General features: G+C 70.4%; 22 protein-coding genes. 15 read left to right on the forward strand and 7 right to left on the reverse strand.

Translation table 11 applies throughout. The annotated features are described in order from the left end of the window. Positions 1 to 86: 86 nt before the first annotated feature. From MKD51_RS04945 to MKD51_RS04985, 9 genes are all read left to right on the forward strand, one after another. Positions 87 to 1,184, forward strand: coding sequence for a BMP family ABC transporter substrate-binding protein (locus MKD51_RS04945; RefSeq protein ID WP_240238789.1), 1,098 nt, complete (start codon positions 87 to 89; stop codon positions 1,182 to 1,184). Between the two features lie 145 nt (positions 1,185 to 1,329). Next, on the forward strand, positions 1,330 to 2,844 hold the full coding sequence (locus tag MKD51_RS04950) for an ABC transporter ATP-binding protein (RefSeq protein ID WP_240240833.1): 1,515 nt from the start codon (positions 1,330 to 1,332) through the stop codon (positions 2,842 to 2,844). Further along, complete coding sequence (locus MKD51_RS04955) at positions 2,841 to 4,247, forward strand: ABC transporter permease (protein WP_240238791.1); 1,407 nt, start codon at positions 2,841 to 2,843, stop codon at positions 4,245 to 4,247. Before MKD51_RS04950 ends, MKD51_RS04955 begins: the two co-directional genes overlap by 4 nt. Continuing rightward, positions 4,244 to 5,539 carry an ABC transporter permease gene (locus MKD51_RS04960; RefSeq protein ID WP_240238793.1) on the forward strand — a complete coding sequence of 432 codons (1,296 nt, stop codon included), beginning with the start codon at positions 4,244 to 4,246 and terminating at the stop codon, positions 5,537 to 5,539. The genes MKD51_RS04955 and MKD51_RS04960 overlap by 4 nt, the downstream gene beginning before the upstream one ends. 8 nt (positions 5,540 to 5,547) lie before the next feature. Then, the gene (locus MKD51_RS04965; RefSeq protein ID WP_240238795.1) at positions 5,548 to 5,973 is read left to right on the forward strand and encodes a cytidine deaminase; all 426 of its coding nucleotides are present in this window, start codon (positions 5,548 to 5,550) and stop codon (positions 5,971 to 5,973) included. Beyond that, positions 5,966 to 7,255, forward strand: a complete 1,290-nt coding sequence (locus MKD51_RS04970) for a thymidine phosphorylase (RefSeq protein WP_240238797.1) — start codon at positions 5,966 to 5,968, stop codon at positions 7,253 to 7,255. Before MKD51_RS04965 ends, MKD51_RS04970 begins: the two co-directional genes overlap by 8 nt. Positions 7,256 to 7,413: 158 nt before the next feature. Then, positions 7,414 to 7,731 carry a DUF4190 domain-containing protein gene (locus MKD51_RS04975; protein WP_240238799.1) on the forward strand — a complete coding sequence of 106 codons (318 nt, stop codon included), beginning with the start codon at positions 7,414 to 7,416 and terminating at the stop codon, positions 7,729 to 7,731. Positions 7,732 to 7,807: 76 nt separating this feature from the next. After that, positions 7,808 to 8,914: an adenosine deaminase gene (locus MKD51_RS04980; protein ID WP_240238801.1), complete on the forward strand. Its 1,107-nt coding sequence runs from the start codon at positions 7,808 to 7,810 to the stop codon at positions 8,912 to 8,914. Continuing rightward, a complete protein-coding gene (locus MKD51_RS04985; protein WP_240238803.1) occupies positions 8,911 to 9,348 on the forward strand; it encodes a PTS sugar transporter subunit IIA in 438 nt (145 codons plus the stop codon). The genes MKD51_RS04980 and MKD51_RS04985 overlap by 4 nt, the downstream gene beginning before the upstream one ends. A gap of 33 nt (positions 9,349 to 9,381) precedes the next feature. Here MKD51_RS04985 and panD read toward each other — a convergent pair whose 3' ends face one another. The 5 genes from panD to MKD51_RS05010 form a co-directional block, all read right to left on the reverse strand. Then, entirely contained in the window at positions 9,382 to 9,801 is a 420-nt protein-coding gene (panD, locus tag MKD51_RS04990; RefSeq protein ID WP_240238805.1) for an aspartate 1-decarboxylase, read from the reverse strand. 12 nt (positions 9,802 to 9,813) lie between these two features. Further along, complete coding sequence (locus MKD51_RS04995; RefSeq protein WP_240238807.1) at positions 9,814 to 10,728, reverse strand: NAD-dependent epimerase/dehydratase family protein; 915 nt, start codon at positions 10,726 to 10,728, stop codon at positions 9,814 to 9,816. Between the two features lie 32 nt (positions 10,729 to 10,760). Beyond that, a complete protein-coding gene (locus tag MKD51_RS05000) occupies positions 10,761 to 11,759 on the reverse strand; it encodes a GDP-mannose 4,6-dehydratase (RefSeq protein ID WP_241428855.1) in 999 nt (332 codons plus the stop codon). Between the two features lie 72 nt (positions 11,760 to 11,831). Beyond that, on the reverse strand, positions 11,832 to 13,499 hold the full coding sequence (locus MKD51_RS05005) for a phospho-sugar mutase (protein WP_240238809.1): 1,668 nt from the start codon (positions 13,497 to 13,499) through the stop codon (positions 11,832 to 11,834). Beyond that, complete coding sequence (locus tag MKD51_RS05010; RefSeq protein WP_240238811.1) at positions 13,496 to 14,326, reverse strand: purine-nucleoside phosphorylase; 831 nt, start codon at positions 14,324 to 14,326, stop codon at positions 13,496 to 13,498. Before MKD51_RS05010 ends, MKD51_RS05005 begins: the two co-directional genes overlap by 4 nt. Before the next feature lie 62 nt (positions 14,327 to 14,388). Here MKD51_RS05010 and MKD51_RS05015 point away from each other — a divergent pair, with 62 nt between their 5' ends. Next, the gene (locus MKD51_RS05015) at positions 14,389 to 14,928 is read left to right on the forward strand and encodes a YaeQ family protein (protein WP_240238813.1); all 540 of its coding nucleotides are present in this window, start codon (positions 14,389 to 14,391) and stop codon (positions 14,926 to 14,928) included. A gap of 16 nt (positions 14,929 to 14,944) precedes the next feature. Here MKD51_RS05015 and MKD51_RS05020 read toward each other — a convergent pair whose 3' ends face one another. Next, complete coding sequence (locus tag MKD51_RS05020) at positions 14,945 to 16,675, reverse strand: glycosyltransferase family 2 protein (protein ID WP_240238815.1); 1,731 nt, start codon at positions 16,673 to 16,675, stop codon at positions 14,945 to 14,947. Positions 16,676 to 16,812: 137 nt separating this feature from the next. Between MKD51_RS05020 and MKD51_RS05025 the strand changes: the two genes are divergently transcribed. Beyond that, positions 16,813 to 18,255 carry an NAD(P)H-quinone dehydrogenase gene (locus tag MKD51_RS05025; protein ID WP_240238818.1) on the forward strand — a complete coding sequence of 481 codons (1,443 nt, stop codon included), beginning with the start codon at positions 16,813 to 16,815 and terminating at the stop codon, positions 18,253 to 18,255. 73 nt (positions 18,256 to 18,328) lie between these two features. Here the strand turns inward: MKD51_RS05025 and MKD51_RS05030 are convergent, their stop codons facing one another. Then, positions 18,329 to 20,092 (reverse strand): biotin carboxylase N-terminal domain-containing protein, encoded by a 1,764-nt coding sequence (locus tag MKD51_RS05030; RefSeq protein WP_240238820.1) that lies wholly within the window; start codon positions 20,090 to 20,092, stop codon positions 18,329 to 18,331. Positions 20,093 to 20,242: 150 nt separating this feature from the next. On the opposite strand from MKD51_RS05030, the gene MKD51_RS05035 reads away from it, so the two are divergent. The 4 genes from MKD51_RS05035 (at position 20,243) to MKD51_RS05050 (ending at position 25,624) form a co-directional block, all read left to right on the forward strand. After that, entirely contained in the window at positions 20,243 to 21,058 is an 816-nt protein-coding gene (locus MKD51_RS05035; protein ID WP_240238821.1) for a hypothetical protein, read from the forward strand. A 68-nt stretch (positions 21,059 to 21,126) separates the two neighbouring features. Continuing rightward, positions 21,127 to 21,750 carry a TetR/AcrR family transcriptional regulator gene (locus MKD51_RS05040; RefSeq protein ID WP_240238823.1) on the forward strand — a complete coding sequence of 208 codons (624 nt, stop codon included), beginning with the start codon at positions 21,127 to 21,129 and terminating at the stop codon, positions 21,748 to 21,750. 3 nt (positions 21,751 to 21,753) lie between these two features. Further along, positions 21,754 to 23,484: an ABC transporter ATP-binding protein gene (locus tag MKD51_RS05045; RefSeq protein ID WP_240238825.1), complete on the forward strand. Its 1,731-nt coding sequence runs from the start codon at positions 21,754 to 21,756 to the stop codon at positions 23,482 to 23,484. A 1-nt stretch (position 23,485) separates the two neighbouring features. Further along, on the forward strand, positions 23,486 to 25,624 hold the full coding sequence (locus tag MKD51_RS05050; protein WP_240238831.1) for an ABC transporter ATP-binding protein: 2,139 nt from the start codon (positions 23,486 to 23,488) through the stop codon (positions 25,622 to 25,624). The last annotated feature ends 38 nt before the right edge of the window (positions 25,625 to 25,662 follow it).

The following is a 25,662-nucleotide window of genomic DNA, read 5'->3' on the forward strand; positions in this document are numbered from 1 at the left end:
CTCGGGGCCGGCTTTCGCGGCCCTATGCTCAATCCAACATGCGCTCGGCCGCGTCGCGGCGAGCATCCTTTGCACTGGAGGATCCCTTGAGGAAGTTCACCCGTTCCGCCGCGCGCGGCGGCGCCATCGCCATCGGCGCTGCGCTGCTGCTCGCAGGCTGCGCCGCCGCCCCCGAGGCCCCGACCGACAGCGACCCCGCTGCGGAGGAGCCCACCGTCGACATCCAGCCCTGCATCGTCTCCGACGAGGGCGGCTTCGACGACCGCTCGTTCAACCAGCTCGGTGCAGAGGGTCTCCGTGCCGCTGCCGAGGGCCTGGGCGTCGAGCCCATCGAGGTCGAGTCCTCGTCGGCATCCGACTACGCACCGAACCTGGCCAGCGTCATCGACCAGGGCTGCAACATGGTCGTCTCGGTCGGCTTCTCGCTCGCCGAGGCCACCGGCGCCGCTGCCACCGCGAACCCCGACGTCAACTTCGCGATCATCGACGACAACTCCGTCGTCGCCGACAACGTGCAGCCGATCGTCTACGACACGGCGCAGGCAGCGTTCCTCGCCGGCTACGCCGCCGCCTCGTACTCCGAGACGGGCATCATCGCCACCTGGGGCGGCATCCAGATCCCGCCGGTGACGATCTTCATGGACGGCTTCGTCGAGGGCGCCGAGTACTTCAACGAGCAGAACGACGCCGACGTGCAGGTGCTCGGCTGGGATGCTGAGGGGCAGACCGGCTCGTTCACCGGTGCGTTCGCCGCCGGTGTCGAGGCGAAGGCCATGGCTGAGACCTTCATCGGCCAGAACGCCGATGTGCTCATGCCGGTCGGTGGCCCGATCTTCCTCTCGGCCGTCGAGGCCATCCGCGATGCGGGCGACGATTCGGGCATCACGATGGTCGGCGTCGACGCCGACCTGGTCGAGACCTCCCCGGAGAACGCCGACATCTTCCTCACCTCGGTGCTCAAGGGCATGTCGACGGGCGTCCAGACGGTCGTCGAGGAGGCAGCCGCAGGCGAGTTCTCGAACGCGCCGTACGTCGGCACGCTCGAGAACGATGGCGTCGGCCTCGCGCCGTTCCACGAGTTCGAGGATGCGGTCGACCCCGAGCTGCAGTCCCAGCTCGACGAGATCCGCGCCGGCATCATCGCCGGTGAGATCGAGGTCGTCTCGCCCGCCAGCCCCGAGTAGGGCACGGCATGCATGCGTGGGGGTCGGCTCCGGTCGGCCCCCACGCGTGTGACCGGACATCGGTCCGCGAGCGAGCAATGCTCGATTGCGACTAGATTCGCATGCGTCTTCAGCGTCGTCGGAGGAAGGGCCTATGAGCGAGCACGTGTCACTCGAGCTTCGTGGCATCACGAAGCGCTTCGGAGCGCTCACCGCGAACGATCACATCGATCTCGAGGTCAAGGCTGGCGAGATCCACTGCCTGCTCGGTGAGAACGGCGCTGGCAAGTCCACGCTCATGAACGTGCTCTACGGCTTGTACCGGGCAGAGGAGGGCGAGATCCTCCTCGACGGCGAGGTGCAGCACTTCGCGGGCCCGGGCGACGCCATGCGCGCCGGCATCGGCATGGTGCATCAGCACTTCATGCTGATCCCCGTCTTCACGGTGGCAGAGAACGTGCTGCTCGGCCACGAGCGCGCGCTCGGCGGCCTCAGCGGCGCGAAGCAGAAGGTGCGCGAGATCTCGCAGCGCTTCGGCTTCCACGTCGACCCGGATGCGAAGATCGAGGACCTCCCGGTGGGGGTGCAGCAGCGCGTCGAGATCATCAAGGCGCTCTCGCAGGACGCCAAGGTGCTGGTCTTCGACGAGCCCACCGCTGTGCTCACGCCGCAGGAGACCGACGAGCTGATGGCGATCATGCAGCAGCTGCGCGACGAGGGCACCGCGATCGTCTTCATCACCCACAAGCTCCGCGAGGTCCGCGCGATCGCCGACCGCATCACGGTCATCCGCCTCGGCAAGGTCGTCGGCGAGGCGAGCCCGGAGTCGTCGAGCACCGAGCTCGCCTCCATGATGGTCGGCCGCCCCGTCGAGCTCACCGTGCAGAAGCGCCCGCCGGTGCTCACCGACAACACGCTCGAGGTCACGGGCCTGACCGTGCTCGACGGGATCGGGCAGAAGGTCGTCAACGACGTCTCGTTCACGGTGCGCGGCGGCGAGGTGCTCTGCATCGCCGGCGTGCAGGGCAACGGGCAGACCGAGCTCACCGAGGCGATCCTGGGCCTGCAGCCCAAGTCCATCGGCTCGATCAGCCTCAACGGCCGTGAGCTGCTCGGCAAGTCGGTGCGCGAAGTGCTCGACTCCGGGGTCGGATTCGTGCCGGAGGACCGCAAGGTCGATGGCCTGGTCGGCGAGTACTCGATCGCGGAGAACCTCATGCTCGACCGCTACCGGGGTGCGCCGTTCGTGTCGGCGGGCACCGTCGACCGCGCTGCGCGCGACGAGTTCGCCACCGAGAAGCTCGGCGCCTTCGACATCCGTGCCCAGGGCATCCACACCCACGTCGGCACGCTCTCCGGCGGCAATCAGCAGAAGGTCGTGCTCGCGCGCGAGCTCGGGCGCCCGCTCGCGCTGTTCGTCGCCTCGCAGCCGACCCGCGGCCTGGACGTCGGATCGATCGAGTTCGTGCACAGCCAGATCATCGCCACACGCGATGCGGGCATCCCCGTGATCGTCGTCTCCACAGAGCTCGACGAGGTCGTCGGGCTGTCCGATCGCATCGCGGTCATGTACCGCGGTGGCGTCGTCGGCATCGTGCCGGCGGACACCAGTCGCGACACGCTGGGTCTCATGATGGCCGGCGAGCGCCAAGCCGCGACCCCGGAAGGAGCCGCAGCGTGAACGACAAGCCCCGCGACGCCGACGACCCGATCGAGCCCGGCGCGCAGCCTCGCGTCGGCGGGCCGCCCGACTCCGGCGAGACCCCCACCGTGGTCCACGCCCCCGAGGCGGCGAAGGTCGAGGCCCCGGTCATCACGGCCCCGACCGACGACCGTCGGGTCGACGACGAGGATCCCTGGAACAGCGCCTTCCAGCGCATCATGGGCGGCAACCTGGTCATGGCGCTGCTCGCGATCGTCACGTCCCTGATCGTCGGCGGCATCCTCATCGCCTTCACCGACGAGCGGGTGCAGGAGACCAGCGGCTACTTCTTCGCGCGCCCCATGGACATGCTGGCCGCGACCTGGGACGCCGTCTTCGGCGCCTACTCGGCCCTCTTCCAGGGGTCGATCCTCAACATCTCGCGCGCCGATGCCGGCTTCGCGCAGCTCATCAAGCCGCTCACCGACACGCTCAACTTCGCCACCCCGCTCATCGCTGCGGGCCTCGGCGTCGCGATCGCGTTCCGCGTCGGCCTGTTCAACATCGGCGGTCGCGGCCAGATGCTGTGGGCCGCTGCCGCTGCCGGCTGGGTCGGCTTCTCCTTCCAGCTCCCGCCCGTGCTGCACGTGCTCGTCGCGATCGCGGTCGGCATCGTGGCCGGCGCGCTCTGGGGCGCCCTGGCCGGTGTGCTGAAGGCCTACACGGGCGCGCACGAGGTGATCGTGACGATCATGCTGAACTTCGTCGCGCTCTGGTTCATCACCTGGATGCTGCGCACGCCGGGCCTGCTGCAGAACTCGGGCAGCAACAACCCGATCTCGCCGCCGATGCCCGACACCGCGGTGCTGCCCTCGATCTTCGGCCCACCGTTCACGCTGCACTGGGGCTTCGTGCTCTCGGTCGCCGCCGTCATCTTCTGCTCGTGGCTCATCAACCGCTCGAACCTGGGCTTCCAGTTCCGTGCGGTCGGCTACAACCCGGCCGCAGCGCTCAACGCCGGCATGGACGTCAAGCGCATCACGATGCTGGCGATGGCCTTCGCAGGCGGCTTCATGGGCCTCGCCGGCGCCCAGCAGGTGACGGGCTCGGTCACCACCGGCTTCACCTCCGGCATCGACGCGGGCATCGGCTTCGACGCCATCACGGTCGCGCTGCTCGGCGGCTCGACCCCCTGGGGCACCTTCTTCGCCGGGCTGCTCTTCGGCGCGTTCAAGGCCGGGGGCTTCCGCATGCAGGCCGCCGAGGGTGTGCCGATCGACATCATCCTGGTCGTGCAGTCGTTCATCGTGCTGTTCATCGCAGCGCCACCGCTCGTGCGCGCGATGTTCGGCCTGCCGCAGGCGGGCAAGAAGTCGCGCAGGCAGCGCCGCGATGAGGCAGCGCTCAAGGCCATGACCGAGCAGAAGGGAGCGCAGGCATGACCGCCCAGCAGCCCGTCGGCGCGCAGGCGCCCTCTCCCGTCGAGACGATCGAGCTCGAGCGGGCCGTCGTCAAGCACTGGAAGGCACCGATCTCCTACGCGGTGCTCACGGTCGTGGCGCTCATCCTGATGGTGCTGCTCGGCCGCGACGGCGACGCCACCCTGCGCCTCGCGTCCCGCGGCGACTTCTTCGCGCTCCCCGACGCCGTGCTGCCCGCGCGGCCGACCGGCATCGTCGTCGTCGTCCTGCTCGCCGCGCTCACCGCCCTGTCGTTCTGGGCGGCCGCCACGGCGCGCAAGGTGGGCATGTGGCTGCCCATCGTGTTCGGCGTGCTCTTCGTGGTGGGCTTCCTCACCTGGGCGGGCGCGGGCGCCATGATCCCGATCGCCGGTCTGCTGTTCGCGACCGTCGGCCTCTCGGTGCCGCTGATCTTCGGTGCGATGGGCGGGGTGATCTCCGAGCGCGCCGGCGTCGTCAACATCGCCATCGAGGCGCAGCTGCTCTGCGGCGCCTTCACCGGTGCCGTCGTCGCCTCGACCACCGGCGTCACGATGCTCGGCGTGCTGGCCGCGATGCTCGCCGCCGTGCTGGTGTCGATGGTGCTCGCGGTCTTCGCGATCCGCTACTTCGTCGAGCAGGTCATCGTCGGCGTCGTGCTCAACGTGCTGGTCACAGGGCTCACGAACTTCTTCTACTCCTCGGTGCTCACCGACAACCCTGCGCTCAACAGCCCCGAGCGCCTGCCGAAGATCCCCATCCCGCTGCTCGAGGGCATCCCGCTCCTGGGCCCGGCGCTGTTCAAGCAGTCGATCATCGTCTACGCGATGTACATCGTGGTGCCGCTCATCGCCTGGGGCCTGTTCAAGACCACCTGGGGCCTGCGCCTGCGTGCGACCGGCGAGCACCCGCTCGCGGCCGACACCGTCGGCATCAAGGTCACGAAGGTGCGGTTCTGGAACGTCTCGCTCGCCGGTGCGGTCGCGGGCCTCGGCGGCGCCTACTTCACGCTCGACTCGAACGGCGCCTTCACGCGAGAGATGACGGCGGGCCTGGGCTACATCGCGCTCGCGGCGGTCATCTTCGGCCAGTGGCACCCGATCAAGGCGACCCTGGCAGCGCTGCTGTTCGGCTTCGCCTCCGCCCTGCAGCAGACGCTGGGCGCGATCGGCTCGCCGGTGCCGAGCGAGTTCATGCTCATGCTCCCGTACATCATCACGATCCTCGCGGTGGCCGGCTTCATCGGGCAGTCGCGGGCGCCGGCGGCCAGCGGCAAGCCATACATCAAGCAATAGGGGCCGCGATGATCGAGATCGACTGGCAGGTGCTGCACGCGCGCGCCATCGAGGCGACAGCCAGCGCCTATGCGCCCTACTCGGGCTTCCCCGTCGGCGCGGCCGCGCTGGTCGACGACGGTCGCATCGTCGCCGGCGCCAACATCGAGAACGCCGCCTACGGCGTGACGCTCTGCGCCGAGTGCTCGCTCGTGAGCGAGATGATCATGGGCGGCGGCGGCAGGATCGTGGCCTTCGCGTGCGTCAACGGCGACGGCGACCGCCTGATGCCGTGCGGCCGCTGCAGGCAGCTGCTCTCCGAGCACGCGGCGCCCGGCATGCTGCTCGACACCGTCAGCGGCATCCGGACCATGGACGAGGTGCTGCCGGATGCCTTCGGCCCGGCAGCGCTGGACGACTACGCACAGCAGCAGAGGAGCGAACCCCGTGGCTGAGGCCTTCGACGCCGTCGACATCATCCGCACGAAGCGCGACAAGGGCGCGCTCTCGACCGAGCAGATCGACTGGCTCATCGACGCCTACACGCGCGGCTACGTCGACGACCCGCAGATGGCGGCGCTCGCGATGGCCATCCTGCTCAACGGCATGGAGCGGCGCGAGATCCACGACCTGACCTTGGCGATGATCGCGTCCGGCGAGCGGATGGACTTCTCCTCGCTCGACGCGCCGACGGTCGACAAGCACTCCACCGGCGGCGTCGGCGACAAGATCACGCTGCCCCTCATGCCGCTCGTGGCGGCCTTCGGCGCCGCTGTGCCGCAGCTCTCCGGCCGCGGTCTCGGCCACACCGGCGGCACGCTCGACAAGCTGGAGTCGATCCCCGGCTGGCGCGCCGACCTGACGAACGAGGCGATGCTCGAGCAGCTCCGCACGGTGGGCGGCGTCGTCTGCGCGGCCGGTTCCGGTCTCGCTCCCGCCGACAAGCGGCTCTATGCCCTCCGCGACATCACCGGCACGGTCGAGGCCATCCCGCTCATCGCATCCTCGATCATGTCGAAGAAGATCGCTGAGGGCACCGGCGCCCTCGTGCTCGACGTGAAGTTCGGCTCTGGCGCCTTCATGCAGGAGTTCGAGCGGGCGCGCGAGCTGGCGCTCACGATGGTCGAGCTCGGCCGCGACTCCGGCGTCGAGACGCGCGCGCTGCTCACGACCATGGACACCCCGCTCGGCCTCACGATCGGCAACGCCAACGAGGTGCGCGAGTCGGTCGAGGTGCTCGCGGGCGGCGGCCCGGCCGACGTCGTCGAGCTCACGGTCGCGCTGGCGCGCGAGATGCTGGATGCGGTGGGAAAGCCGGATGCGGACGTCGAGGCGGCGCTCGCCGACGGACGGGCGATGGATGTGTGGCGCCGGTTCGTCCTCGCGCAGGGCGGCGACCCCGACGCGGCGCTGCCCACCCCCAACGAGACGCACACGGTGGTGGCGGAGTCCGACGGCGTGCTGGCGCGCCAGGAGGCGCTGCCCTTCGGCATCGCCGCGTGGCGCCTGGGCGCTGGGCGCGCGCGGGCGAGCGACCCGGTCGTGCACGCCGCGGGCATCGACCTGCATGTCAAGCCCGGCGACGCCGTGCGCGCGGGCGATCCGCTCTGGACGATCTCGGCCGACGACGCATCCCGCATCCCTCGGGCGCTCGAAGCGCTCGAGGGCGCCTGGGAGCTCGTTGCCCCCGGCACCGTCGTCGAGGTGCCGCCGATCGTGCGCGAGCGCATCGCCTAGCGCGCTGGAGCTGAAAGCGTCGACCCTTTCGGGTCGACGCCGCGACGCCAGCGCCGAGGCCCGTCCCGGGCCGAGGTTGAGCGTGCGCCCAGCAGGTGTCCAGCCGACCGCTGGCGATCGGTGCTTGGCTGAGGCTCCCGGAATCGAAGGAGTCCGTCATGACCCAGAGCCCGAACCCCGCCACGCCGTCGGCAGTCCAGCCCGGCGGCTACGCGCCCGCCGAGCCGAAGACCCTCAGCATCGTCAGCCTCGTGCTGGGCCTTGCATCCGTCTTCCTCGGCCTGACGTTCCTGGTGCCGATCGCCGGCATCGTCACCGGCGCGATGGCGCGGAAGCGGGAGCCCGCCGGTCGCACGATCGCCCTGTGGGGCATCTGGCTCTCGATCGTCATGCTCGTGGTCGGCATCCTGCTCTGGATCCTCGTGGGCGGCTTCATCCTGGCCGCGCTGGGCATCGCGGCGGCATCCGGAGCCTGATCCGCGCCATGGTGCCGTGTCGCGTGTCGCGGCCAGATACGATCGAAGCCCCAGGCACCCGGACGATGGAGGCGGAATGAGCCGGTACGAGGTCGATGGCGTCGACATCCAGACGCTGCCAAAGGTCAGCCTCCACGACCACCTCGATGGCGGGCTGCGGCCGCAGACCATCCTCGAGCTCGGTGACGAGATCGGGCTCGAGCTGCCCGCGAGCGACGCTGCGTCGCTCGGCGAGTGGTTCGCCACGCAGTCGAACTCCGGCTCGCTGCCGGAGTACCTGAAGACGTTCGACATCACGACGGCGGTCATGCAGACCGAGCACGGCCTGCACCGCGTCGCGAAGGAGTTCGTGCTCGACCTCGCCGAGGACGGCGTGATCTACGGCGAGATCCGCTGGGCACCCGAGCAGCACCTGCAGCGCGGCCTCTCGCTCGACGCAGCCGTCGAGGCCGTGCAGGCCGGCATCGAGGAGGCCATCGGTCTCGTCGCCAGCCACGGCGGGCGCATCCGCGTCGGCCAGCTCGTGAGCGCCATGCGCCACCTCGACCGCGCAGACGAGATCGCAGAGCTCGCGCTCCGGCACCGCGGCAAGGGCGCCGTCGGCTTCGACATCGCGGGGCCGGAGGACGGCTTCCCGGCCTCGCGCCTGCAGTCCGCGTTCGACATCCTCGCGAAGGCGCACTTCCCGGCCACCGTGCACGCGGGCGAGGGTGCAGGGATCGACTCGATCACCGACGCGCTCTTCTCCGGTCGTGCGCTGCGGCTCGGCCACGGCACGCGCATCGCCGAGGACATCGTGGTCGAGGAGGAGTCCGACGAGGCGATCGTCGTGCGCCTCGGCGAGGTCGCAGAGTGGGTCAAGGATCGCCAGATCGCGCTGGAGGTCAGCCCTTCCTCCAACCTGCAGACCGGCACGATCGCACAGTGGGGCGAGTCGCTCGCCGATCACCCGATCGATCTGCTGCACCAGCTGGGCTTCTGCGTCACGGTCAACACCGACAACCGCCTGCAGTCGAGCACGACGCTGACGCGCGAGCTCGGGCTGCTGGTCGAGACCTTCGAGTGGGATCTCGACGACCTCGAGCAGGTGGCGCAGAACGCCGCGGCCAGCGCCTTCTGCACCTTCGAGGAGAGCGAGCAGCTCGCCGACGAGATCTCCGACGGGTTCGACGACCTCCGATGACCCTGCCGCTCGATCGGGCGACCTTCTCGCCGGGGGTCCACGCCGCCGATTGGCGTGCCGCCGTGCGCGCCGCGGGCGTCGATCTGGTGACCGCCGGCGCGGTCGGGCGCGCCTACGTCGAGGAGCTCGTGCAGCAGATCGAGCAGTCCGGCCCCTTCTGCGTGGTGGCGCCGGGCGTCGCCGTGCCGCACGCGAAGGCCAGCGCCGTCGTGCGCCGCGACGCGCTCGCGATCGTCGTGCTCGACGAGCCGGTCGCCTTCGGGCACCCGCACCACGACCCGGTGCAGGTCGTGATCGGGCTCGCCGCGACGAGCCCCAAGCGCCATCTGCGCATGCTCTCAGAGCTCGCCAACGCCCTGGACGCATCCGGGGTCATCGACCGCCTGGGTGCCGCAGCGTCGCGCGACGAGGCGATCGCAGCGCTGCAGGGCTGACGCCGCCCGCGGGGCGCTGGGGCGTCGGAGCGATCAGTCGGCCAGCGAGCGCGCCGCCGTCCGCAGGCCACTGCCCTCGGGCGCATGGCCGGGATCGGTGCCGAGCTCGACGACGCGATTGGCGTCGTCGACGAAGACGACCGACGGCGAGAACGTGCGCGCCTCGGCGTCGTCGAGCTGTGCGTAGGCGATCACGATCACGGTGTCGCCGACGTGCACGAGGCGCGCCGCGGCGCCGTTGATGCAGAGGATGCCGCTGCCGCGCTCGCCGGGGAGGGCGTAGGTCGTCAGCCGCGAGCCGTTGTCGACGTCGACGACGTCGACCTGCTGGCCGGGGAGGATGTCTGCGGCGTCGAGCAGATCCTGGTCGATCGTGATCGAGCCGACGTAGTGCAGCTCGGCCTGCGTGACTGTCGCCCGGTGGATCTTGCCCTGCAGCATCGTGCGCAGCATCCGCATCCCTCTCTACGCGCCTCGCTCCGACAGCGACGCGACGAAGTCGTGGATCGATCTGCGCAGGTCGTGCTCGGTGGACCATCCGGTCTCTGAGATCAGACGGGATGCGTCGCCGGTCACGGAGGACTGATCGAGTGCGCGGCGCTGCTGGATCTGCACCGGTGGCTCGTCGATCCCGAGCACCGCGCAGATCGTGCGCAGGACCTCCCAGCCACTGGCGGACGCACCGCTCGCGACGTTGTAGACCGGCGATGCGAGCTGCTCGGCCTCGAGCAGCAGTCGGTATGCCCGGACGACGTCACGGACGTCGGTGTAGTCGCGACGGCCATCGAGGCTGCCGGCCTGCAGCGGCTCACCCGGCCCGAGCGCCTGCAGCTTCGAGACGAGATCCGGCACGATGAAGCCGCGCCGCTGCCCGGGGCCGATGTGGTTGAAGGGCCGCACCACCACGGTGTCGAGACCTCGCTTGCGGTAGTAGGCCGCCTGGCTCTCGACGAGCACCTTCGAGACGGCGTAGGGCGAGTCGTACCCGAACGGCGCCGACTCGGTGGTCGGCGACTCGGCCTGCGCGTCGTACACCGAGCCGCTGCTGACGACCAGGATTCGGCTCTGGCTCTGGCTCGCCAGCAGCGGTTCGCACAGGTTCGTCATCATCGCGCTGTTCGACTCGATGTAGCGCTGCGGGTCGTCGAACGAGGGGCCGACCGCAGCCAGCGCAGCGAGATGCACGATGGCGTCGTAGTCGCTCGTGGGCAGCGGCTCCGCGGTCAGATCGTGCGAGAAGTAGTCGGTCAGGCCGACCGTGTGCGAGGCATCGCCGGCCGAGGTTCCGTAGACCGCATGGCCAGCAGCCACGAGCTCCTGCGTCAGTGCGATGCCCACGAACCCGCTCGCGCCGGTGACGAGCACGCGACCAGACCTCATCCTGCCCTCGGCGCTCTCGTCGGTGCGCGACGTCAGGATGAGCGGTTGCCGTCGAGGAGGCTGATGTCGTGCGCCACCATCCGGCTCACGAGCCCTGCGAAGTCGACCTCGCGCTTCCAGCCGAGCACATCCTCGGCCTTCGCGGGGTTGCCCAGCAGGATGTCGACCTCTGCCGGGCGGGTGAAGGCCTCGTTGCGGCGGACGTAGGGGTGCCAGTCGTCGACGCCGATCGCGTTGAACGCCTGCGAGAGGAAGTCCTCGATGGAGTGCGTCTCACCGGTGGCGAGCACGAAGTCGTCGGGCTCGCTGTGCTGCATCATCTGCCACATGCCGCGCACGTAGTCGCCCGCGTAGCCCCAGTCGCGCTTCGGCCAGAGGTCGCCGAGCTCGACGTGGTCCTGGAGGCCGAGCGAGATCCGCGCGACCGCGTTCGAGATCTTGCGCGTGACGAACTCGAGCCCGCGTCGCTCGCCCTCGTGGTTGAACAGGATGCCGCACGAGGCGAACATGCCGTAGCTCTCACGGAAGTTCTTCGTGATCCAGTGCCCGTAGAGCTTCGCGACGCCGTAAGGGCTGCGGGGATGGAACGGCGAGTGCTCGTCGTATCCCAGTCCGGGACGGTTGTAGTCGAGCCCGCCGTACATCTCCGACGTGGAGGCCTGGTAGAAGCGAGTCGACGATCCTCGACCGGTGAGGCGGATGGCCTCGAGGCAGTTCAGCACGCCACCGGCGGTCGTGTCGAGCGTCAAGGTGGGGTTCTTGAACGAGTATCCGACGTGGCTGATCGCGGCGAGGTTGTAGAACTCGTCCGGGTCGGCCTGCTCGACCGCGCGGATGATCGACGCGGAGTCCAGCAGGTCAGCCTCGATCAGCGTGACGTTCGGGTACTCGTCGAGGAACTCGCTCTTCTTGACGTTGCTCTGGCCCCGGATGACACCGAAGACCTGGTAGTCCTGCTCCAGCAGCAGCTGCGCGAGGTGCCCGCCGTCCTGCCCCGTGATACCGGTGATGAGCGCCGACCTCTGGCCCAAGATGACCTCCTGCGTGCTTGGCTGAGTAGTGGCGCCAGTATGCCACAGGCGCCGGCTGCGGCCCGTCCCGGCTCAGCCCTCGAGCAGCGGCCGCGCGGCCTCCGAGAGCGCCGCGACGCGCGCACGGGCGGTGCGGATGCGCTGCGCCGGAGGGCCCTCGGTGCTCGTCGCGTCGATGTAGACCTTGACCTTCGGCTCGGTGCCGCTCGGGCGCACCATGAGGCGCGAGCCGTCGTCGAGCGTGAAGCGCAGGATGTCGCCGATCGCACCGTGCTCGGGCAGCGAGAGGTCGTCCGCCGCGAGCACCGCGGCGCCCGCGAGCTCGGTCGGCGGCTCGGCGCGCAGCGCGGCCATGGTGGCGGGGATGCGCGCCAGGTCGGTGACGCGCACGCTCACCTGGCCCGACTCGAAGGCGCCGAACTCACCGGCGAGGGCCAGCAGCTCCTCCGACAGGGACGAGCCGCGCTCGTGCAGCTCGCTCGCGAGGGTCAGCACGCGCACCAGCGCCGATATGCCGTCCTTGTCGCGCACCGTGCCGGGGTTCACGAGGTAGCCGAGCGCCTCCTCGTAGCCGTAGCTCAGGCCCGGCACGCGCGAGACCCACTTGAAGCCCGTGAGCGTCTGCACGAACTCCAGCCCGTGCGCCTCGGCGATCACGCCCAGCCCGGGGGAGGAGACGATGGACGCGGCGAGCACGCCGTGCCCGCGGGCGGAGCGTGCGGCATCCCAGCCGAGCAGCAGGCCCACCTCGTTGCCGGTGAGCATGCGCCAGCCGGTCGGCCCGTCATCGGGCACGGCCACCGCGAGCCGGTCGGCGTCGGGGTCGTTCGCGACGATGAGCTCTGCGCCCTCCGCGGTCGCGAGCGCCATGGCGAGGTCGAGTGCGCCCGGCTCCTCGGGGTTGGGGAAGTCGACGGTGGGGAAGGCGCCGTCGGGCTGCGCCTGCTCGGGCACCGGGATGACGGCGGGGAAGCCCGCGACCGCCAGCACGGCCTCGACCGTCTCGAGCCCCACGCCGTGCAGGGGCGTGTAGACGACCTTCGGGCCCGTGGAGCCCGGCATGCCCTGGTCGGGCTGCCCGATCGCCGCGGTGGCCTCGACGTAGGCGCGCCAGACACCCTCGCCAGCGATCTCGACCTCACCGCGCGGGTAGTCGGAGACCGGCGTCGCGGCGGCCTCCTCGATGCGCGCGGCGATCTCGCCGTCGACCGGCGGCACGATCTGGCTGCCCTCGTCTGCGCCGCCCAGGTAGACCTTGTAGCCGTTGTCGGCAGGCGGGTTGTGGCTCGCCGTCACCATCACGCCGGCGCTCGTGCCCAGGTGCCGCACGGCGAAGGCGGCGACGGGTGTCGGCAGCAGTCGCGGCAGCAGGATCGCGCGCACCCCGGCGCCCGCGAAGACCTCTGCGGCATCGCGCGCGAACTGCTCGGAGCCGCGCCGGCCGTCCCAGCCGATGACGATCGAGGGATGCGGCTCACGGCCCACGAGGAAGGCGGCGAGTCCGGCGGATGCCTGCTGCACGACGACGCGGTTCATGCGGTTCGGGCCGGGCGCGATCCGACCGCGCAGCCCGGCCGTGCCGAACTGCAGGCGGCCCGTGAACGCATCCGTCACCTCTGCCAGCGCGACCTCGTCGCCAGCCTCAGCGGCGGCGATCGACGCCTCGAGCTCGGCGCGCGTCTCGGCGTCGGGGTCGCCCGCGAGCCAGGCGCGGGCCGCGGTGAGGGCCTCGGCGCTCATGCCGCGTTGCCGATCGCCGCGACGACGTCGGCCAGCAGGCGTCCGAGGCGGCCCTCGGCCTCGCGGCCCGCCTCGATGACCTCCTGGTGCGAGAGCGGCGTCGACTGGATGCCGGCGGCCAGGTTGGTGATGAGGCTGAGCCCCAGCACCTCCATGCCGGCCTCGCGGGCCGCGATCGCCTCGAGGGCGGTCGACATGCCGCAGATGTGACCGCCGATCGCCTTCGCCATCTGCACCTCGGCGGGCGTCTCGTAGTGCGGGCCGCGGAACTGCACGTAGACGCCCTCGTCGAGGCTCGCGTCGACGGTGCGCGCGACATCGCGCAGCCGCGGGGAGTAGAGGTCGGTGAGGTCGACGAAGGTGGCCCCCTCGAGCGGCGAGTCGGCCGTCAGGTTGAGGTGGTCGCTGATGAGCACGGGCTGGCCGGGCGTCCAGTCGGGCTTGATGCCGCCCGCGCCGTTGGTCAGCACCATGATCGACGCGCCCGTCGCGGCCGCGGTGCGCACCGAGTGCACCACCCTGCGCACGCCGTGGCCCTCGTAGTAGTGGGTGCGGGCGCCGATCACGAGCGCCCGGCGGCCGTCGTCGGTGAGCACGGAGCGGATGGTGCCCACGTGCCCCTCGAGCGCGGGCTTCGAGAAGCCGGTCACCTCGGTGGCGGGGATCGTGTGGGTTGTCTCGCCGATGAGATCGGCGGCCTTCGCCCAGCCGGAGCCCAGCGTGAGGGCGATGTCATGCTGGTCGACGCCGGTGATGCGGCGGATGTCGTCGGCGGCCTTCTGGGCGACGTCACGAGGGTCTGCTGGGGGGTCGAGCGGGTGCGTCATGGCGCCCACTCTAGAGCGGGCAGCCGCTTCGCCCGTGCTGCGCGCACCTAGGCTTGACCACCATGGCCAGCGGCGCGACGATCCACACCTTCGAGGTGCAGCTCTCTGATGTCGACCGCGGGGTGTACGAGCAGCTGACGCTCAAGGTCGCGCAGCACCCCTCAGAGACCGTGCAGTTCATGACGACGCGGGTGCTCGCCCTGTGCCTCGAGCACGAGGAGGGCATCGCGTTCGGCGGCGGCATCTCCGGTGGCGACGAGCCCGCCGTGCTGGTGCGCGACCGCACCGGGGCGCTCGTCGCATGGATCGAGGTGGGCGCGCCCGATGCCGAGCGCGTGCACCGCGGCAGCATGGCAGCAGAGCGCACCGCCGTCTACACGCATCGCGATCCGGAGCGCGTCGCGGCACGGTGGTCGGGCAAGCGCATCCACCGCGCGGAGGACGTGCGGCTCGTCTGGTTCGATGCCGGATTCGTCGACGCGGTCGCCGAGGCCATCACACGGCGGACGGCGATGTCGGTGTCCGTGACGGAGGGTGAGCTCTACCTCGAGGTGAACGGCACGACACTCTCGTCGAGCATCCACGAGCGCCGCGCGGGCTGAGCCCGCCCGGCAGCGCTCAGCGGCCGAGCACGAACGCTCGCCTGCCCTCGTGGTCGCCGTAGAACCATCCGAGCCACGCCACCGCGGCGGCCAGCAGCACCGCGCCGGCCGCGCACCAGCCGAGGCCCGCGGCGAAGAGCACGACGGCCCAGCCCAGCTGCAGCGTGATGAAGCCGAGCTCCGCGAGCACCGCGGGCCAGTGGATGCGCACGCTCTGCCTCGCCGTCCCGTCGCCGGCCTTGGGGGTGCGCTCGAACTCCGAGTGCATCGGCCCGTGGAGCCCCTCGATGAACGCCATCAGCTGGTGCGGCAGCATGCCGGCGTTGAGCGCGACGTAGGGCACGACTCGCGCCAGCCGTCTCAGCAGTCCACGCGCGGTCGGCCTGGCGTCGTCGAGGCGCATGCCCTCGACGCTCGCGAGCACCGTCGAGAGCAGCAGCCAGCCGAGCGTCGGCAGCAGGTAGACCGCCAGACCCGCGCCGAGGTCGAGCGCGCCGACCCACAGCCCAGTCGAGATCAGGAACGGCAACGTGCACACCCACAGCGCCCAGAGCGGCCACTGCCAGGCGATCGTCATGTGGTAGATCAGCTGCAGTCTGCGGCCCGAGCGCTCGCGGTGCTCGCCCAGCAGCGTGCCGAGGTGCAGGCGCTGCAGCTGCACCCACCCCGCCGTCCATCGCTTCTGCTGCGCCTTGTAGGCCGTGACGGTCGCAGGCAGCTCGCTCGGCACCACGATCTCCTTCACGGCAGTCGTGCGCCAGCCGCCGAACAGGTGGCGGAAGCTCAGCTCGCAGTCCTCCACCAGGCTCGCCGCCCGCCAGCCGCCCGCCGCCTCGATCGCGTCCGCCCGCCAGATGCCGGCGGTGCCGGTGAAGTTCACGAACTGCCACCTCGCTGAGCGGTAGGACTTCTGCACGATGTGATGGTCGTCCACCCACAGCGACTGCGCGCGCGTCAACCACGAGGCATCCGCGTTCAGATGCCCCCAGCGTGCCTGCACGAGCGCACGGTCGGGCAGCAGCTGCCCGTGCTCGTCAGTGAAGTGGCGCATCGCAGCCAGGAGGAACTCGGGGCGCGGCACGAAGTCGGCGTCGAGGATGACGAAGAAGTCGGCGTCGACGAGCTTCCTGCCTGCCTCGAGCGCCCCGGCCTTGTATCCGGTGCGCAGGCCGCGCCGGATGAGGCGCACGTCGGCGCCGTGGTCGCGGGCATCGTCGACGGCCTCGTTCACGATGCGCCGGGCCGTGGCATCCGTCGAGTCGTCGAGCACCTGGATGCAGAGCTGCCCGGCCGGCCAGCGCAGCGCGGCGGAGGCGAGGATCGCGCGGCGGGCGACGGCCGGCTCGTTGAACATCGGCAGCTGCACCACGATCTTCGGCGGCACGGCCGGCAGCGTGCCACCCGTGGCGGCCGCGCGCCCATGCCAGAGGTAGCCGACGCGCTCGATGAGCCCACCGACCAGGAAGGCGAGGATCGCCAGGAACGGCAGGTGCCCGATCAGCAGCTGCAGCCACCAGGTGAGCGAGCCGGTCGGGGCGGTCTCGACCACGTCGAAGCCCGCGAGCACGAGCATGCCGCAGAGCACGAGCGCGAGCGGCACGACCGGCAGCCACCAGGGGAGCGGCTCGGTGGCCGAGGTGCGGTCAGGGGTGGATGCACGGGGCGGCAGAGGAGGCGCGCTCACGTGCGGTGCGCCGTGCGGGGAGAGGGCGGGTCGGGTGACGGGCGCTGGCTGGATGACGGACATGGCGGCTCCTGATGCTGCGTGGCGAGGCGATGCGCTCGCGCTGCGATCAGTCTCGGCAGGGTCGATGAGGCGCAGCAGAGCGGCTGGATGAGAGGTCCCTCACTCGGCGGCGGGCGGCGGGGCGAGGATGCGGGATGATGGAGCGCGTGAGTGCATTCGAGCGCAAGCAGCGCGTAGTGATCATCGGTGGCGGTCCCGGCGGCTACGAGGCCGCGCTGGCGGGCGCGCAGCTCGGGGCGCGCGTCACGCTCATCGAGCGCACCGGAGTGGGCGGCAGCGCCATCCTCACGGACGTCGTGCCCTCCAAGTCGCTCATCGCGACTGCGGAGTCGGCCGCTGCGATCCGCGACGCCAACCAGCTGGGCGTGCAGTTCTCGGTGCGCGGCGAGTCCGGCAGGCCGCAGAAGCCCGAGGTCGTCGTCAACCTGCGCGCCGTCAACCGCCGCCTGCTCTCGCTCGCGGCGAAGCAGTCGCTCGACATGAAGGCCGACCTCGAGAAGGCGGGCGTGACGATCGTGCAGGGCGAGGGTCGCCTGGACGGACCCGGCAGAGTGGTGGTCTCGACCGGGAGGCAGGGCGACGACTTCGACGAGTTCGAGGCCGACACGATCGTCGTCTCGGTCGGTGCGACTCCCCGCCAGCTGCCGTCGGCGATGCCCGACGGCGAGCGCATCCTCACCTGGACCCAGCTGTACTCGCTCGACGAGGTGCCCGAGCACCTCATCGTCGTCGGCTCGGGCGTCACCGGCGCCGAGTTCGCGAGCGCCTACAGCCACATCGGTGCCGAGGTCTCGCTCGTCTCGAGTCGCGAGCAGGTGCTGCCGGGCGAGGACGCCGACGCTGCGGGCGTCATCGAGGAGGTCTTCCGCCGCCAGGGCATGCACGTGCTCTCGAAGTCGCGCGCCGAGAAGGTCGAGCGCACCGAGCGCGGCGTCATCGTGACCCTCACCGACGGGCGCACCGTCGAGGGCTCGCACTGCCTCATGGCGGTCGGGTCGATCCCCAACACCACCGGCATCGGCCTCGAGGAGGCCGGCATCGAGATGGCCGAGTCGGGCCACATCCTCGTCAACCGCGTCGCTCGCACCAACCTGCCGAACATCTACGCGGTCGGCGACTGCGCCGACGCCATGCCCCTCGCATCCGTCGCCTCCATGCAGGGCCGCACGGCGATGTTCCACGCGCTCGGCGATGCCGTGCACCCGATCTCGATGCGCACGGTCGCGTCGAACATCTTCACGCAGCCCGAGATCGCGACGGTCGGCTGGACGCAGAAGCAGATCGAGGAGGGCGTCGCGCAGGGCGAGGTCTACCGGATCGACCTCTCGACCAATGCGCGCGCGAAGATGATGGGCATCGAGGTGGGCTTCGTGAAGCTCTTCGCCCGCACCGGCTCGGGCACGATCATCGGTGGCGTCATCGTCGCGCCCAAGGCCTCCGAGCTCATCTTCCCGGTGACGATGGCGATGGAGCACCGGCTCACGGTCGACCAGCTTGCGCGGGTGTTCCCGGTCTTCCCGTCGCTGACCGGCTCGATCACCGACGCCGCTCGCGCGATGCACCACGTCGACGCGGGCTGAGCAGCGCGCTCCAGGCGGGGCAGTCGGCCCCTGAGCCGCTCCGCGCCCGAAGGGCGCTGATCGTGTCGAAGGGCTACGCGTCTGGGGTGATCGTCACCAGCGGGTGACCCGAGGGGACCGTCTTGCCGACGGGGGCGTCGATCGCAGCGACCGTGCCGTCGATGGGGGAGGAGAGGGGCTGCTCCATCTTCATCGCCTCGAGCACGACCAGCAGGTCGCCGGCCACGACGCGGTCGCCCACGACCACGGCCGCCTTCACGACGGTCGCCTGCATCGGCGAGACGATCGAGCCCGAGCCCGCACCGCCCTCGAGCGCGCGGCGCGTGCGACGCGGGGCCGGGCCCTTCGCATCCCTGACGTCAGAGAAGAGCCGCTTCGGCATCGACACCGCGATGCGCTTGCCGTCGCTCTCGACGACCACGGTGCGGCGCGCCTCGGGCCCGTCGATCGCACCGGGCTCGCCGCCCCACGGGGGGATGTCGTTCTCGAACTCGGTCTCGATCCAGGAGGTGTAGATCGAGAACGGGGTGTCGCCCTCCGGAGCGAAGGCGGGGTCGTCGACGACCGCGCGGTGGAACGGCAGCACGGTCGGCAGGCCGTCGACCTCGAACTCGGCGAGCGCCCGACGCGAGCGCTCGAGCGCCTCGGCGCGGTCGCGCCCGGTGACGATGAGCTTCGCGAGCATCGAGTCGAAGTTGCCGCCGATGACGTCGCCGGCGACGACGCCGGAGTCGATTCGCACGCCGGGGCCGGAGGGCGTGCGGAAGATGCGCACAGGGCCGGGCTGCGGCATGAAGCCTGCGCCGGCATCCTCGCCGTTGATGCGGAACTCGATCGAGTGGCCGCGCACCTCGGGGTCGTCGTAGCCGAGCGCCTCGCCCTCGGCGATGCGGAACTGCTCGCGCACGAGGTCGATGCCGGTGACCTCCTCGGAGACCGGATGCTCGACCTGCAGCCGGGTGTTCACCTCGAGGAACGAGATGGTGCCGTCTGCGCCGATCAGGAACTCGCACGTGCCGGCGCCGACGTACTTCGCGGCGCGCAGGATCTCCTTCGACGCCCTCCGCAGCTCGGCTTCCTGCTCTGCGGTGACGAAGGGCGCGGGCGCCTCCTCGATGAGCTTCTGGTGGCGGCGCTGCAACGAGCAGTCGCGGGTGGAGACGACCACCACGGTGCCGTGCGCGTCGGCGAGGCACTGGGTCTCGACGTGCCGCGGCTTGTCGAGGTACTTCTCGACGAAGCACTCGCCGCGCCCGAACGCCGCGACCGCCTCGCGGGTGGCGGAGTCGAACTGCTGCTCGACCTCCTCGCGCGTGAACGCGACCTTGAGGCCGCGGCCGCCGCCGCCGAACGCCGCCTTGATCGCGACCGGCAGCCCGTGCACGTCGACGAACTCGAGCACCTCCGCGGCACCCGAGACAGGTTCGATCGTGCCCGGTGCGAGCGGTGCACCGACCGACTCCGCGATGTGGCGCGCTGAGACCTTGTCGCCCAGCTGCTCGATGGCCTCCGGGCTCGGGCCGATCCAGATGAGACCCGCCTCGATCACCGCGCGGGCGAAGTCGGCGTTCTCTGCCAGGAACCCGTAGCCCGGGTGCACCGCATCCGCCCCAGACCGCCTGGCGACCGAGAGGATCTTGTCGATCACGAGGTAGCTCTCAGCGCTGGTCGATCCGTTGAGCGCGTAGGCCTCGTCGGCCAGCTGCGCATGCTGCGCGTCGCGGTCGGGGTCGGCGTAGACGGCGACCGAGCCGATGCCTGCGTCACGCGCTGCGCGGATGATGCGGACGGCGATCTCACCGCGGTTGGCGATCAGGACCTTCGTGATGCGGGGCATGGTTCCTCAGCCTAGGTGGCGGAGCATGACGGATGCGTGCACTCGGCACACAGAACACGGGCGTTCCGTTGCCGAATCCCACAGTGGTGGTCGCCCGCGAGCGGGAGCGCAACCGCTCGCTCGCCCAGCCAGGCGGCCTAGCATGCAGGTGTGGAACCCGTGCTGCTGCTCGCTGCCGAGTGGTGGTGGGTCGCGCCTGCCGGTGCCGGAGCGGGAGCGCTCGGCTGGGTCGGGCTCCGTCGTCGACGGCGTTCGGGGCGACTGCTCGAGCTCACTGCGGCGAGGCAGGACGTGCGCGACGCGCATCGGCAGGTGACGCGCACGCGCGCGGAGCTCAAGGTCGCGCAGGCCGAGCTGCTGCGAGCGCGCGCGGAGCAGCCCGCAGCCGGCGGGGCGTTCGGGGTGGGCCACGAGGCGAAGCGACGCCTCCAGGCGGCGGAGCGCGCGGCCAAGGCCGCCGTCGCCGAGCTGCGCGTGCGACGCGCCTCGGTGCAGGTCGCGCGCGCGATGATGCCCCCGAGCGGTGCTCCGCTCGAGGCGATGCCGCTCGTCCGGCTGCGATCGGAGCACGACGCGCTGACGGCGCGCTGGATCGCGTACGAGACCGATCCCGCGCTGGCGATCGACTTCCCGGCGATGAGCGACGCCTCGTCGCCTGCGCTGCAGGCGTTCCTGCGCGCCCAGCAGGACGCGATGCGACTGCGGCCCGCCAGCCGCGACGCGCGCATGGCTCCGCAGGAGTTCGCGGCGTATCGCGATGCGGTGCGGCAGGCGACACAGGCGTTCGAGGAGGCGGAGCGCCAGGCCCGACGCGGTGCCGGGCGCGGCGAGCCGATCGGCGAGCGCTCCGACTGGAGCGCGCTCGCGCAGGGGCTGCTCGACACGGCGCAGCAGGCGCTCGAGCGGTCGGCGCAGGCGTGGGAGCGCGCGGACCGCGACCGCCGGCGCAGGCGCCGCGGACGCTGAGCGCGGCGGCGACGCGCCGCGCACCCCGAGTTTGGTAAGTGAGCGCTCACTCACCTAGCATCGAGTCTGTGAACGCCATCCCCCGCCTCAGCGGCGACGACCGTCGAGCCCAGATCATCGAGGCGGTGACGCCCGCGGTGCTCGAGCACGGGGCCGCGATCACGAGCCGCCAGCTCGCCGAGGCCGCCGGGGTCGCCGAGGGCACGCTGTTCAAGGCCTTCGGCGACAAGGAGTCGCTGCTCGTCGCGCTCGCCGAGCACCACATGACCGACGACGACGCGATCGCGGAGTTCACGAGCGACTCGCTCGAGGAGCTCGTCGCCACGCTCGTGGTCGTGCTGGTCGAGCGGATGCGGTTCATGTTCCAGCTCGTCGTGGCGCTCGGTCCGATCGCACAGCGCGTTGCCGAAGAGCACCGCGAGGTCTTCGATCGGTCCAAGCTCTGGCTCGCCGCTCACTTCGAGCCGTTCGGCGCTGAGCTGCGAGTGCCGCCCCTGGTGGCGGCAGAGGTGCTCCGTACGCTAGCCTGGTCGGCTGCCTCCGGCTGGGGCGAGCACAGCCCCGTGTCATCGGTCGATGACATCCTGCAGGTGCTCCTGCACGGCATCGTCCGATCCGAGGCGGCAGCAGCTCCTGCCGCTCCTTCCCCCGCCGGCGTCCCGGCATCCGCATCCGAGAACCAGAAGGCCTGAATCATGCTCTGGAAGCTCATCGTCCGCTACGTGAAGCCGTCCTGGCTTCCCCTCATCCTCGTGGTCCTGTTCCAGTTCGCGCAGTCGGTGCTGTCGCTCATGCTGCCGACCATCAACGCCGACATCATCAACGACGGCGTCCTCGCCGGTGACACCGAGCTCATCTGGCGGCTCGGCTTCGTCATGCTCGGCCTGAGCCTCGGCCAGGTCGCCGCCAACATCCTCGCGATCCTGTTCGGCGCCCGCCTCGCGATGCGCGCCGGCCGCAACCTGCGCGCCGACATCTTCCGCAAGGTCGGCGACTACAGCGAGCAGGACGTGCAGCGCTTCGGTGCCGCGAGCCTCATCACCCGCAACACCAACGACGTGCAGCAGGTGCAGATGCTCATCCTGATGAGCTGCACGATGCTGCTGTCGGCGCCCATGCTCGCGATCGGCGGCGTCATCATGGCGATCCGTGCGGACCCGACGCTGTCGTGGCTGATCGCCATCGCGGTGCCGCTCATGCTCGTCGTGCTCGGCATCATCGTCTCCCGCATGGTGCCGATCTTCCGTCAGCTGCAGGAGCGCATCGACGCCATCAACAAGGTGCTGCGCGAACAGCTCACCGGCATCCGCGTGATCCGCGCCTTCGTGCAGGAGAAGCGCGAGAAGCAGCGCTTCGCCGTCGCCAACGACAATGTCACCGATGCGATGCTGCGCACCGGCAACCTGTTCGTGCTGATGTTCCCGATCATCATGCTGATCGTCGAGGTCTCGTCGATCTCCGTGATCTGGTTCGGCGCCGGGCTGGTCGAGACGGGCGAGCTCGAGGTCGGCACCATGATGGCGTTCCTGCAGTACCTCATGCAGATCCTGATGGGCATCCTGATGGTGACCTTCATGACGATCATGATCCCCAGGGCCGCCGTCTCGGCAAACCGCATCGGCGAGGTGCTCGAGACCGAGGCCTCGGTCGTGCAGGTCGCGCCGGGCCAGGGCGCGCCGATGCCGACGCCTGGCACGGTCGAGCTGCAGGATGTCGTCTTCCGGTACCCGGGCGCTGACACGCCGGTGCTCGACGGTGTCTCGCTCAAGGCGGCCCCCGGCGAGACGCTGGCGATCATCGGCTCGACCGGCGCCGGCAAGACGACGCTGGTGAACCTCATCCCGCGCCTGTTCGACGCCACCGGCGGCCGTGTGCTCGTCGGCGGTGCCGACGTCACGGCGGTCGACGCCGAGACGCTCTGGCGCGGCATCGCGATCGTGCCGCAGCGGCCCTACCTGTTCGGCGGCACCGTCGCATCCAATCTCCGCTACGGCAACGAGGCGGCGACCGACGAGGAGCTCTGGCGAGCGCTCGAGATCGCGCAGGCCGCCGGCTTCGTGCAGCAGATGGATGGGCAGCTCGACGCGCGAATCGCGCAGGGCGGCACGAACGTCTCCGGTGGTCAGCGCCAGCGGCTCTCGATCGCGCGAGCGCTCGTCGCCGAGCCTGACGTGCTCGTCTTCGACGACTCGTTCTCGGCGCTCGATCTGACGACGGATGCGCGCCTGCGGGCCGCGCTGACCGAGGCGGTCGGGCAGACCACGCAGATCGTGGTCGCCCAGCGAGTGTCGACGATCGTCGACGCCGACCGCATCGTGGTGCTCGAGGCCGGCAAGGTCATCGGCACCGGGACCCATGAGGAGCTGCTCGAGAGCAGCGAGACGTATCGCGAGATCGTCGAGTCGCAGATGGCTGTGGAGGCCTGAGATGGCACGCAACGAGAATGCAGGCGCCGCGCAGGATGGCGCCGCGAAGGATGACGTCGTGAAGCAGAAGCTCACCCGCGAGGAGAAGATCGCAGCGCGCAAGGCGCGGTTCGCGAAGCCGGAGCGGGAGCTGACCGAGGAGGAGCGCCTCGAGGAGGAGCTCGCCGAGGCCGCGCGCCTGGGGGCCGGCGACTGGGAGCCGCCGCCCGGAAAGGCCAAGTCGTTCTGGTCCTCCGGCCGGCGACTCATCGGCCTCATGCACCCCTACCGCTGGTGGCTCGCACTGGTGTTCACGCTCGGCGCGATCGGCGTCGTGCTCGTCGTGCTCGGCCCCAGGCTCCTGGGCGAGGCGACGAACGTCATCGTGCAGGGATTCATCCAGCGCTCGCTGCCGGCCGGTGCCACACAGGCGCAGGTCGTGGAAGGGCTGCGGCAGCAGGGCCAGGGCGACTTCGCCAACATGATCGAGCGCATGCCCGATCTGCAGCCCGGCCAGGGCATCGACTTCGAGGCGCTCGGCGGCATCCTGCTGCTGGTGCTCGGCGTCTACCTCATCGGCGCCCTCTTCCAGTGGCTGCAGGGCTACGTCATCAACCGCGTCGTGCAGCGCACCGTCCAGGGCCTGCGCCGCGACGTCGAGCACAAGATCCACCGCCTGCCGCTGTCGTACTACGACCGCACGCAGCGCGGCGAGCTGCTCTCGCGCGTCACGAACGACCTCGACAACGTCTCGCAGTCGGTGTCGCAGACGATGTCGCAGATCGTCACCGGTCTGCTGACGGTGGTCGGCGTGCTCGTCATGATGCTGTCGATCAACGTCTGGCTGGCGCTCATCGCGCTCATCGCCGTGCCGCTGACCGGCATCATCCTGGGCGTCGTGATGGGGCCGGCGCAGGGGCTGTTCAAGGAGCAGTGGAAGCGCACGGGCAAGCTCAACGCCATCGTCGAGGAGGCCTTCACCGGCCACGCCCTCGTGAAGGTCTTCGGCCGCGAAGAGGCCGTCCGGGCACGCTTCGCGGAGGAGAACGACGGCGTCTTCGCCGCCTCCTTCAAGGCACAGTTCATCTCTGGCCTGGTGTTCCCGCTCATGACCTTCGTCGGCAACATCGGCTACGTGCTCGTCGCGGTCGCTGGTGGGCTCTTCGTCGCCGCAGGCCAGATCCTGGTCGGCGACGTGCAGGCGTTCATCCAGTACTCGCAGCAGTTCTCGCAGAACCTCGGCCAGATCGGTCAGACGATCACGATGGTGCAGTCGGGCGTCGCGAGCGCAGAGCGCGTCTTCGAGCTGCTTGACGCAGAGGACGAGTCTTCGGATGCAGGCGGCACGACGCCCGCAGCGGGCTCCGGCCGCGTCACCTTCGAGCACGTGCGCTTCTCGTACTCTCCCGAGCGGCAGCTCATCGAGGATCTCTCGCTCGAGGTCGAGCCAGGCCAGACGGTCGCGATCGTCGGCCCGACGGGCGCGGGCAAGACCACGCTCGTGAACCTGCTGATGCGCTTCTACGAGCTCGACGGCGGCCGCATCACGCTCGACGGCGTCGACACCTCGACGATGACGCGGGATGCGCTGCGCGCGCAGACGGGGATGGTGCTGCAGGACACGTGGCTGTTCGGCGGCACGATCCGCGAGAACATCGCCTATGCCAGGCCCGACGCGAGCGAGGAGCAGATCCGCGAGGCCGCCGAGGCCACCTACGTCGACCGCTTCGTGCACTCGCTGCCCGATGGCTACGACACCGTCATCGATGAGGAGGCATCCAACCTCTCCGCAGGCGAGAAGCAGCTGATCACGATCGCCCGCGCCTTCCTGGCGCAACCGAGCGTGCTCATCCTCGACGAGGCGACCTCCTCGGTCGACACCCGCACCGAGCTGCTGCTGCAGCACGCGATGGCGGCGCTGCGCACCGACCGCACCTCGTTCGTGATCGCGCACCGGCTCTCGACGATCCGCGACGCCGACCTCATCCTGGTGATGGAGGCGGGTCGCATCGTCGAGCAGGGCTCGCACGAGCACCTGGTCGAGCAGCGGGGCGCCTACTGGCGACTGCTCAACGCGCAGTTCGAGCAGGCGGCGAACGATCTCGACCTCGAGGACGAGCTGGCGGAGACGGGCACGATCCCCACGCAGCAGACGACGTAGCGCAGCCCCACCCCGGCCGGGCCTCCGCTGATCGAGGA

The organism is Agrococcus sp. ARC_14 (assembly GCF_022436485.1).
Taxonomy (GTDB): Bacteria; Actinomycetota; Actinomycetes; order Actinomycetales; family Microbacteriaceae; genus Agrococcus.